This window comes from Gluconobacter morbifer G707, from assembly GCF_000234355.1.
Classification (GTDB): domain Bacteria; phylum Pseudomonadota; class Alphaproteobacteria; order Acetobacterales; family Acetobacteraceae; genus Gluconobacter; species Gluconobacter morbifer.
The window spans coordinates 732,173-743,106 of record NZ_AGQV01000001.1 but is presented as its reverse complement, the minus strand read 5'-3'; the positions used below and the strand labels follow the sequence as shown (position 1 = coordinate 743,106).

10 protein-coding genes are annotated in these 10,934 nt (G+C 61.5%); 9 read left to right on the top strand and 1 reads right to left on the bottom strand.

From position 1 onward, the window contains the following. The first annotated feature begins 35 nt into the window (after nt 1–35). The 7 genes from GMO_RS03350 (at nt 36) to GMO_RS03320 (ending at nt 8,886) form a co-directional block, all read left to right on the top strand. Nucleotides 36–668: a DsbA family protein gene (locus GMO_RS03350; RefSeq protein WP_008850862.1), complete on the top strand. Its 633-nt coding sequence runs from the start codon at nt 36–38 to the stop codon at nt 666–668. Then, on the top strand, nt 669–1,307 hold the full coding sequence (locus GMO_RS03345; protein WP_008850861.1) for a thioredoxin domain-containing protein: 639 nt from the start codon (nt 669–671) through the stop codon (nt 1,305–1,307). It abuts the gene before it with no gap. A 30-nt stretch (nt 1,308–1,337) separates the two neighbouring features. After that, nucleotides 1,338–5,861 carry an AAA family ATPase gene (locus GMO_RS03340; RefSeq protein ID WP_008850860.1) on the top strand — a complete coding sequence of 1,508 codons (4,524 nt, stop codon included), beginning with the start codon at nt 1,338–1,340 and terminating at the stop codon, nt 5,859–5,861. Nucleotides 5,862–5,972: 111 nt separating this feature from the next. Then, the gene (locus GMO_RS03335) at nt 5,973–6,659 is read left to right on the top strand and encodes a metallophosphoesterase (protein WP_040507407.1); all 687 of its coding nucleotides are present in this window, start codon (nt 5,973–5,975) and stop codon (nt 6,657–6,659) included. After that, nucleotides 6,649–6,966 (top strand): chorismate mutase, encoded by a 318-nt coding sequence (locus tag GMO_RS03330; RefSeq protein ID WP_008850858.1) that lies wholly within the window; start codon nt 6,649–6,651, stop codon nt 6,964–6,966. Before GMO_RS03335 ends, GMO_RS03330 begins: the two co-directional genes overlap by 11 nt. Before the next feature lie 2 nt (nt 6,967–6,968). After that, on the top strand, nt 6,969–7,484 hold the full coding sequence (locus GMO_RS03325) for a SixA phosphatase family protein (RefSeq protein ID WP_008850857.1): 516 nt from the start codon (nt 6,969–6,971) through the stop codon (nt 7,482–7,484). A gap of 106 nt (nt 7,485–7,590) precedes the next feature. Continuing rightward, the gene (locus tag GMO_RS03320) at nt 7,591–8,886 is read left to right on the top strand and encodes a citrate synthase (protein WP_008850856.1); all 1,296 of its coding nucleotides are present in this window, start codon (nt 7,591–7,593) and stop codon (nt 8,884–8,886) included. A 19-nt stretch (nt 8,887–8,905) separates the two neighbouring features. On the opposite strand, the gene GMO_RS03315 is transcribed toward GMO_RS03320, so the two are convergent. After that, nucleotides 8,906–9,142: a hypothetical protein gene (locus tag GMO_RS03315; protein WP_008850855.1), complete on the bottom strand. Its 237-nt coding sequence runs from the start codon at nt 9,140–9,142 to the stop codon at nt 8,906–8,908. Nucleotides 9,143–9,332: 190 nt separating this feature from the next. Between GMO_RS03315 and GMO_RS03310 the strand changes: the two genes are divergently transcribed. Together GMO_RS03310 and murI are read left to right on the top strand one after the other, a co-directional pair. Further along, nucleotides 9,333–10,079, top strand: a complete 747-nt coding sequence (locus GMO_RS03310) for an orotate phosphoribosyltransferase (RefSeq protein WP_040507406.1) — start codon at nt 9,333–9,335, stop codon at nt 10,077–10,079. Further along, on the top strand, nt 10,079–10,906 hold the full coding sequence (murI, locus tag GMO_RS03305) for a glutamate racemase (RefSeq protein ID WP_083813586.1): 828 nt from the start codon (nt 10,079–10,081) through the stop codon (nt 10,904–10,906). The genes GMO_RS03310 and murI overlap by 1 nt, the downstream gene beginning before the upstream one ends. The last annotated feature ends 28 nt before the right edge of the window (nt 10,907–10,934 follow it).

Sequence of the window (10,934 nt, the reverse complement as noted above, 5' to 3'; positions counted from 1 at the left end):
GTATTCAGGATCACCTTCAATCGGAGCGTTGCCTCATGCCATCCGGGTCTTTCGGCCGTCGTGCTTTCCTTACCTCCGGGCCCGCCATCGTGGCTGTCGCTGCCCTTCCCGCCGCAAAGGCGGACAGTCTGCCCCCCGGCGATCCACGGATGGGACCACGGATGCTTGGCGCACCGGATGCGAAAGTGCTGGTGGAGGAATGGTTCTCCCTGACCTGTTCACACTGCGCTCATTTCGCCAAGGAAATTTTTCCGCAGATCCAGAAGCAGCTGATCGATACGGGCAAGATCCGTTACCGCTTTCACGATTTTCCGCTCGATCAGGTCGCGCTGCTCGCGGCTATGGTGGCGCGCTCCCTCCCCGCCGAGCGCTATGAGCCGTTCGTGCAGGATCTGCTGGTGAACCAGGATCAGTGGGCGTTCGCCCGGGATATCGATCCGGTGGCAGAACTGAAAAAACGTGCGGCTCTGGCCGGCATCGGTTCTGCCGAGTTTGACAAGATCAATGCGGATAACGCCCTGCGTGAGGCCATCGTGAACCGGCAGGACCGGGATGGCGCATTCCTTCAAATCAAGGGAACGCCCTATTTCCGCTTCAATGATAAACCTGCGCCGGATGTGGTACGCAGCTACGACGATTTCGCGCAGGCAGTAGCAAAGGCTTCCTGAATGACCGACCGCTTTACTCTCTCCCGCCGTTTCCTTGTCAGTGCGGCTCCAGCACTCGCCCTTGTGGGTACCGCGGCCCACGCCGCCGGAACCGATGCACCGGCAACGACGGATGCCCGGATGGGGCCACGCATCATCGGCAACCCAAAGGCTCCTGTCCTCGTGCAGGAATGGTTTTCCCTGACCTGTACGCACTGCGCCCATTTCGCGACAGAAGAGTTCCCAAAGGTCAAGGAACAGCTGATCGATACGGGCAAGATCCGTTACCAGTTTCATGATTTCTGTGGTGACCAGGTCGGCCTGACAGCAGCGATGGTGGCCCGCTCCCTGCCACAGGACCGGTATGTCCCCTTCTTGGAGGCCCTGTTCTCCAGCCAGATGCAGTGGGCATTCGCCTCGGGAGGCGATCCCATGCAGCGGCTTCAGCAGATGTCCGCACTTGCGGGTATTTCCGCATCCCAGTTCCAGGCCATCCATGATGACAAGGCCTTCGCGCAGGCCCTGTTCACGCAGGTCCAGAAGGACTCCGACACGTACAGCATCCAGGGTACGCCCTATTTCCGCTTCAATAACACGCATTACGATCAGGATCCGGAAACCTACGAGAAATTTGCTGATCTGGTTGCCAAGGCAACCTGATTCAGCAGCTGACATTTTCCTGTTTCCACGATGTCGCATCACGATACGACGATCAGCCGCCTGACGATCGGTGGCTTCAAGAGCTTCGCCGATGAGGTGCGCCTCGATATTCTCCCAGGCCTGACCGGAATCATCGGTCCGAACGGCTGCGGGAAATCGAACGTGGTTGAAGGGCTGCGCTGGGCCATGGGCGAAACGTCCGCCCGGGCCCTGCGCGGCGGAGAACTCGATGACCTGATCTTTGCCGGGACGGGCGCACGGTCGGCCCGGAACATCGCACAGGTCACGCTCAGCCTGACGGGCGCGGCTGGTCTGGCTCCCGCCCCGTTCCAGAATGCCGATGAACTGGAAATCTCACGCCGGGCGGAACGCGGCTCGGGCAGTGAATACCGCATCAACGGTCGCGTCATGCGGGCGCGGGATGTCCAGACCCTCTTTGCCGACCTGGCCTCCGGCGCCCGCAGTTCTGCCATTGTCAGTCAGAACCGCGTAGGGCAGCTCATTGCCGCCAAGCCGGAAGAGCGCCGTCTTCTGCTGGAAGAAGCCGCGGGCATCACCGGGCTCCATGCCCGCAGACATGATGCAGAACTCAAACTGCGCCAGACGGAGACCAACCTCTCCCGCGCAGAAGACCTGCGACTTCAGATCGAAGAACGCTTGGAAAGTCTGGAAGGCCAGACGGTTCAGGCCCGGAAATACCGAGAAATCTCCGAAAAGCTGCGTGATACGGAAACACAGCTTCATGCCCTGCTCCATGCGCGCGCCAATCTGGCTATCCAGCGCAGTCGCGATGATCTGGCCAAAGCACGCGAGGCCCTGAAAAAAGCCGAGTATGACGCGGAGCAGGCTACCATTGCCGAATTCGAGGTCCGCAAGACGGCCCCCTATGCCCGTGAGGAAACGGATCGCCTGCGTACGGTGCTGGAACGGCTGAAACTCCGCTCCGAGACAGCACGGGCGGAAATGGACCGTGCAGGACAGGCTGAACGCGAAGCGCTGGAGCGCCTGCAACAGGCTCAGGCTGATCTGGCACAGACCACGGAACAGTGCGAGGAAATCGCGGCAGCCATTGAAACCGGCCGCACAGACCTTGCTGCACTGGATGCCGAGAATGCCGCGCTACCGGCTCGCCGGCAGAACGCTGAAGCAGACGGCGCGCGCCTGAGCAAGCAGGAACACGACGAAGCAGCCGCACTGGAAACAGCCATCCGACTGCGGGATGCCGAAATCATCCGCCGTGACGGGCTGATGAGCGCACTTGATGCCCTGACCACCCGCCTGAGTACGGAAACCGGTGCATTGCAGGCCGTACAGGACGAACTGGCCACGCTGGAACGCGATCGGCCCGATGATGCCGCGCTGCAAACCCTGCGCGACCAGACTACCCTTGCGCTGGAGCAGGCCGAAGTGGCCCGGCAGAATGCCGCCGCCTCTGCAACGGCATTGCAGGAAGCGCGGCTGACCATGGAGCTGGAAGCCCGCGCCTTTACGGAAGGGCAGCAGAAAAGCGACAGCCTGACCAGGGCGGAAGCGGATCTGCGCGAGCGTCTTCAAGGCATTGAAGTCCGCCTCGGGGAAGACGGAAACGCGGCCCTTCAGGCACGCTCCGCCCTGCTGTCACCAGAACAGCGTCAGGCCTTTGAACAGGCCCGGGACGATACGAACGCACAGCTTGAACAGGCCCGCATAGCCGAGGACAATGCGCGCCGCATTCAGGATGAGGCCAATACGGCCTGGCTTGAAGCCCGGGCGAAAGCCGAGGAAGGTATCCAGCGCCACCGCGCCCTGACCCGCGCACAGGAGCAGGCCACGCAGGCTCTGGAACAGGCCCGGCGCAGGCTCGATACCCTGACGACGGAAGAGGATCGAACCCGGAAGGCGCTTCTTCCCGAAGAGCAACGGACAGAGGCGCATGGACAGGTCGCAGATCTTGAAGCCCGCCTGACAGCCCTGCAGGAGACCATCCGGCGTTCCGAGACAGCTGTGACTGTAGCCACGGAGCAGGATAACGCCGCCCGGCAGGCCCTGACGACACTTGAAACGGATATCCTCCGCGCCACGGGCGAAGCGGAGGGACTGGCCGAAACCCTTGCCGCCGTTGCGGCGCAGCCGGATCCGGTGGATGCGGCGCTGGAGATCCCGCCCGATCTGGTCCGGGCCGTTGCGACGGCTCTGGCAGATGGGCTGGATGCGTCCCTCGCGCCGGAGCGGATTGCAGCGGACAGGCGCTGGTACACCCTCCCGGCCATGGAAGGCTCTCCTTTTGCCGGATATCCCTCTCTTGCGTCCCTGCTGGACTATCCTGACGCACTGTCACGGTGCCTGAGTGCCGTTTTCCTTCTGGATGATCCGGCAAAAGGCCCCGCCCTTCAGAAAAATCTCTGCTCCGGGCAGGCGCTGGTCTGTCGGAACGGGGCGTTCTGGCGCTGGGACGGGTTTGTCCGCGCCGCCAACGCGCCCGATGCCGGAATAGCCAGGCTGGAGCAGCGCCAGCGCCTGAATGACATCCGGGCGCGTCTGGCCACTTTTGAGGCAAGGCGGCCGGAACTGGAACAGGCCAGCCAGACGGCAGACAGGGCCCGGAAGGTGGCAATTTGTGCTCTGGATGACTGCCGGAAGGAACGCTCCGCTCTGGAGCCTGCCCTTGCCGAGGCCCGGACCGTCGCCTCCCGACTGGCGCAGCAGGACAGCCTGACCCGGACACAGTGGGAACAGGCCAGGACACAGCTTGAGGAGGCCCGCGAAGGATATGCCTCCCAGACCCAAAACCAGCAGCAGGCACAGGCAGACCTTACCGCGCACCCTTCCCCTAATGTCTTGACGGAGACGGCGGAGCGCTGCGCAGCCGCGGCCGAAAAGGCGCGTCAGGATCTTGCCGGGGCAACCCGTACGGCCCAGACCGCACGCGACATGCAGGAACAGACCCTGCGGCAACTGGATCAGGCGGTTCTGCGCCATGACACTGCCCGGAACCGCCTGACGGATCTGGAAGCCGGGCTGAACCGTCTAACGCAGGAGAAAAATGCTCTCCACGCCCAGCTTGAGGACCTGTTGCAGACGACGGACCGCCCCGATCTGCCACATCTGACAGAACGCGCCCGGACAGCATGGGAGGCCTATGAGACGTGGCAACAGCAGGCACGGCATCATGCCACCGAAGCCACCAAAAGCCAGCAGATCGCCGAGCGCCATACGCAGGAGCTTCATGCGCTTGACCAGTCCGCCACGACACTTCTGGCCCACCAAAAGGCCCTGCTGCCGCGTGCGGCCGAACTGCAACAGCTGGTGGCGACGCTGGAGCGGCAGCGACACCAGCAGCAGCAGGACATTGCTTCCCGTCCGGACCCTGCCTTGCTGGAACGGAAGACCCTGTCCGCAAGCGGGAACCTTGCCCGGACACGCGAGGCCCTCAGAACCTCGCAGGAAGAGCGTTCCCGGATTTCACTCGAGGACGTCCGGATCACTGGCGCCCTCACCGCCCTGCGCAGCCGGCTGACCGATCTGGAAAGCCGGTTGCAGACCCTGAGCCAGACGCAGGCCGACCTGACGACGCGGGAAGCCCATCTGCGCGAAGCCCATGCCTCAGCCTCAGCCATTCCGCCGCAGCTCGAAGACGCATTCAGCCGTCAGGAACATGAACTGGCCGCGGCACAGACGTCCTATGACGCGGCACGGGCACGCGACGAGGCGACGGATCAGGCCGGACAGGACGCACAGGAGCGCCGCCGCACGGCCGAACAGGCGCTGTCATCTGCCCGTGAAGCCATTGCCCGTCTGACGGAGCGCGCGGAGCAGGCGCAGGCCTCACGGGAACGGCTACTGGCGGAAAGCGCACCACCCGTTGGGGGAGCATATCCGTCTGACCTGTCGGAACAGGCTGAAACATCCACGCGTCGGCGTCTTTCCCGCCTCACCCGCGAGCGTGAAGATCTGGGCGCCGTCAACCTGCGTGCGGAACTCGAATTCGAAGAAGCCCGGGAAACAGCCGAAACAATCGCGCGCGAACATGCCGAACTGACGGCGGCCATCAACCGCCTGCGCGGCGGGATCGGGACGATCAACAAGGAAGGGCGGGAACGGCTTCTCGCTGTCTTCACCGAGGTGGACCGGCATTTCCAGTCACTTTTCACTCGTATGTTTGGTGGTGGAAAGGCCCATCTGGGCATGGTCGGCAGTGATGACCCGCTGGAAGCCGGGCTGGAAATCTTCGCCCAGCCACCCGGAAAGAAGCTCTCGACGCTCTCCCTTCTCTCAGGTGGAGAACAGGCCCTGACCGCGCTATCCCTGATCTTCGCGACGTTCCGCTGCAATCCCGCACCGATCTGCGTTCTCGACGAAGTGGATGCGCCGCTGGATGACGCCAATGTGGAACGGTTCTGTTCCCTGCTGGCAGACATGACAAAGGAAGCCGGTACGCGTTTTCTGGTTGTCACCCATCATCAGCTCACCATGGCCCACATGGACCGGCTCTATGGCGTAACGATGCAGGAGCGCGGCGTCAGTCGTGTCCTGTCCGTCGATCTGGGCCATGCAGCAGCCCTGGTGGAGGGGTAAGGTCTTTTTTCTGCAATGGAAAATTGACCTTCCTTCGTTCTGGCCGTTTGATAGAAGGACAATCTGAGAGGACACACCATTTTCGCTGACCCGCCCCTTCCCGACACCATCATGACACGAATCCGTGAACACGGGATTCGTGTGGTCGGGGACGTTCATGGTGATCTCCACCCTTTCCGTCATGCCACCGCCACGGAACGGTTTGTCATCCAGCTTGGTGACCTGGTCGATCATGGTCCGGACAGCGCGGGAACGATGGAACTGATGATCGACCTGCTGGAATCACAGCGGGGCCTGTTCATTCTCGGCAATCATGACCGCAAGCTCGGCCGGGCGCTGGAAGGGCGGCGGCTGCGTCATGACCCTCCGCTGGAAGAAACCCTTCGCCAGATCTTTCTGCCCGAATACGGGGACCTGCCGCACAAGGCCTATGAAGCCATCCTGCGCGCGCCGACCTGGCTGCGGCTCGGGCGCTCCCTGTTCGTACATGGCGGCTTCCATACGGCCATGCTGTCCCAGTCCCCCCTGCCGGGTCTGGGCGAAATGTCAGCACCCCTCTCCCGTGCTCTCTTTGGAGAAACGACCGGCCGCATGCAGCCGGACGGATATCCCGAACGCCGCCTGACCTGGATCAACCGCATCCCTGAGGGGATGACGGTCTATGTCGGCCATGACCGCCGTTCCACGGACGGACGTCCCTGGCGCCGCACGGGGCGACTGGGAGGAACGGCCGTTTTCACCGACCTCGGCGCCGGAAAAGGCGGCCATCTTGCATGGATCGACATCAATGAACCCTGACCATTCCGCCCAGGCTGAACTGGAACACCTGCGCGCCAGTATCGACAATATCGACGCTGCTCTCATCTACATGCTGGCCGAACGTTTCCGCTGCACGCAGGATGTCGGCAGACTCAAGGCCCGTTCTCACCTGCCACCTGCCGACCCGGCACGCGAAAACCGCCAGATCGAACGCCTGAGACATCTGGCGAAAGAAGCCCATCTGGACCCTGATTTCGCGGAAAAGTTTCTTGCATTCATCATCCGGGAAGTGATCCGTCATCATGAGGCCATTGCGGCCAACAGCAGGAATAACGGAGGAACCTGACCATGACCCGCCAGCTTCTGATCCTGCGTCACGCCCAGGCTGTCCCCCATGTCCCGACGGAAGAAGGAGACCGGGCCCGGCCACTGACCGCCACAGGCTTGGAGCAGGCCCGCAGCATCGGCCGGAAGCTGGCGGCTCTCGCACCGGCACGCCCGATGAAAGTGTTGTGCAGCCCGGCCGTCCGGACCCGTCAGACCGCACAGGCGGCTCTGGAAGCGCTAGAGGCCGCGCCTGCCCCCGTTTTCGAGGACGGCATCTATCATACCGACCCCGACGGACTGTACCGCCTGATTCACGGTACGGAAGATGAAGTCCAGACGCTTCTTCTGGTCGGGCACAATCCGTCCATCGGGGCGCTTGCGATGGATCTTGTCGGGACTGCCGCGCTGCAGCATCCGTCATTTGCGGCGCTGCAAAGGGGGTACCCCCTTGCAGGCCTGACTATGCTTGGATTTGAAGGAGGCTGGCTGGATGTGCGCCCGTCCACCGTCAGGGCTGCCACGCTGCTGGTTCCGTGACTTTTCTCCTCAGGAAATGAGGTGAATAGCGCTCTGCTCTGGACAGAAAAAAACATTTTTCCCACACTTGGGGAAATATCCTTGCACGACAGGTAAATGACACGACATGACCGAATCTCGTTCCGTCAGACTTACATCAGAGTCCCACTGCGACGATTTCCCCGTTCTCAGCGGAACGATCGGTCCCGATGTCATTGATCTGCGAACCCTGCCGCAGAAAACCGGGCTGTTTTCCTTCGATCCCGGCTTGGGTGGGACAGCCACCTGCACAAGCAGCATCACCTATATCGATGGCGACAAAGGTATCCTGCTGCATCGCGGTTATCCCATTGAGGAACTGGCGCTCAACGCCAGCTTTACGGAAACGGCCTATCTCCTGCTGTACGGAGAACTGCCGACCACCGACGAGTATCAGGTGTTCCGCACCAACATGAACACCCATCGGCTTCTGAACGAACAGATCCGGAATTTCTTCAACGGCTTTCGTCGTGACGCCCATCCCATGGCCATCCTGTGCGGCACCGTTGGAGCGCTTTCGGCCTTTTATCATGATGGTTTGGACATCTCGCAGCCTGCCACGCGTGATCTGTCGGCCCGCCGCCTGATCGCCAAGGTCCCGACCATTGCCGCATGGGCCTATAAATACTCGATCGGGGAGCCGTTCATTTACCCGGATGAGGAAATGTCCTTTTCCGAGAACTTCCTGCACATGTTATTTGCCCGGCCGGGCAACCATTACCGCGTCAATCCGGTTCTGGCCCGCGCCATGGATCGTATCCTGCTGCTCCATGCAGATCACGAGCAGAACGCGTCCACCACGACCGTCCGCCTCGTCGGTTCGACCGGCGCCAATCCCTATGCCTGCATTTCCGCAGGTATCGCGGCCCTATGGGGACCGGCGCATGGTGGTGCCAATGAAGCCGCGCTCAACATGCTTCAGTCCATCGGTAGCCGGGAAGGCATTCCTGCTTTCCTTGAAAAGGTGAAAGACAGGAACTCCGGCGTGCGCCTCATGGGGTTCGGCCATCGCGTCTACAAGAATTTCGATCCCCGCGCCAAAATCCTTCAGGCGACCTGTCATGAAGTCATCGAGGAACTGGGGCTGGAGCGTGACCCCCTGCTCGATCTGGCCATGGAGCTGGAAAAAGTGGCGACCGAGGACGATTATTTCGTCAGTCGCAAACTCTACCCAAATGTCGATTTCTATTCAGGGCTGATCCTGAAGGCGCTGGGAATTCCCACAAGCATGTTCACTGTGCTGTTCGCAGTTGCGCGCACTGTGGGGTGGGTCAGTCAATGGAAAGAGATGATTGAGGATCCGTCTGCACGGATCAACCGGCCGCGCCAGCTTTATATCGGCCAGCCAGAGCGGAAATTTGTACCGATGAGCGAGCGGGGCTGAACGCCCCGCTTCCGGAAAATCAGCAGTCGCAGCCCCGCGTCTGCCCCTTGGCCTGACGGACGACATGATGATCGATCCATTCCGCCACCAGGCGGCGGGCTTCCGTCAGGGAGGATTCAGGATGATGGATGCGATACAGCGTGGTGCATGCTGCAAAGGCCTGCATGTCTGGCTGCCCGACGTCCTTCAGTTCCTGATAGGCCGTTACAACGGCGCGTTCGCATTTCCGGCCGATCCGGCTGGTCTCGATGCTCACTGATGGTCCTGCCGTAAATGAGAATGAAAATCGATATCTGTCATTAGAAGGAGCCGCTCCTTCATGCAAGCACAAGTTAGCATCTCTGGAGCCCTCGAACCACAACAACCGGGCCATGCAGCGAAATTGCCCCTACCCTTTGCCACAGCGGCCCGGTAAATCACGGAAAACGACGTCAGTGGAGAGTATCATGACACAGCTTGGCGAAAGCCCGATGGCAGGCCGGACCCAGTGGGACCGGGACGCAGCCCTGACCACCGCACGCATTCTGCTGGAAATCAAGGCCATCAATTTCCGGCCGGAAGACCCCTATACCCTGACGTCCGGATGGAAGTCCCCTGTCTATATCGACTGCCGCAAGATCATTTTCTTCCCGCGCGCACGGACGAAGATCATGGAACTGGCCGTCGAGAAGATTGGCCGTCATATCGGATACGAAAGCATCGACGCCGTTGTGGGTGGCGAGACGGCGGGCATTCCGTTCGCCGCCTGGATTGCGGACCGCATGATGACGCCAATGGCCTATGTCCGTAAAAAGCCCAAGGGTTTCGGTCGCAATGCCCAGATCGAAGGCGATGTCCCCGATGGCATGCGTACGCTTCTCGTTGAGGATCTGACGACGGATGGTGCCTCCAAGATCCGATTCGCCAAGGCCCTGCGTGAAGCCGGCGCCATCGTGAACCACACCTTTGTTGTTTTCTTTTACGGTGTCTTCCCCGGTGCGCACAAAACCCTGGCGGACATGGACATCAGCCTGCATTCCCTGTGCACCTGGTGGGATGTGCTGGAAGCCTGTGCGGACGGAAACTATTTCTCGGAAAAAGACAGCGCCGAAGTCCGGCGTTTCCTTGAAGATCCCTGCGGCTGGTCGCAGAAGCATGGCGGCGTAAGCAGCGCTGAAGAGGCCCTTGCCCTCAAGGCGAAAGCCGAGGGCTGATGGCGCAGGGCCCTTCCGCCCCCCGATGCCTGGTCTTTGACTCGGGCATCGGGGGAATGGGCGTCGTGCAGGCCCTGCGCGATCTCAGGCCTGACCTGCACATCGACTATCTGGCCGATACGGCGCTGTTTCCTTATGGAGAACAGCCTGATGGTCCCCTGACTGAACGGATCGTCACCCTGCTGGACGCTGCTACCCGGCGGCTTCAGCCGGATATCGTGGTCATTGCCTGCAATACAGCCAGTACAATCGCCCTGCCGCGCCTGCGGGAGCGTCTGACCGTGCCCGTCGTGGGATGCGTGCCACCCATCCGCTGGGCCGGGCGTGTTTCCACAAGTCGGGTTATCGGCCTGCTCTCCACCTCAGCCACGGCCCGGCGGCCCTATATCCAGGACCTTCATCGCAGTTTTGCACCGGATTGCCGCCTCATTACGCATGGAGCTCGGGGACTGGCGGACCTTGCGGAACGGGCCTTTCTGGAAGAACCGCTGGAAGAAGCGGACATCCTGCGGGAACTGGACTGCCTGTTCAGCCAGCCTGACGGCGGAAAGATCGACACCATCGGACTTGGCTGCACCCATTATACTTTCCTGATGCCCGATTTCTCCCGTCTTGCGCCCGCCGGACTGACATGGCTCGATCCGGCGCCTGCCGTCGCCCGGCAGGTAGACAGCGTCCTGCGGACATGCCCGACGCACAATCATCCCATCCGTCCTGTACGCCTTTTGATGACGCGCCTGCCGGATGGTCCTGCGCGACTGCAACGGGCAGTCCAGCGGCTTGGTTTCTCATTGATCGAAAGCTTCGATCTTCAACCAAGCCTCTGAAATGCAAAAAGCCTCCACATCTTCCGAA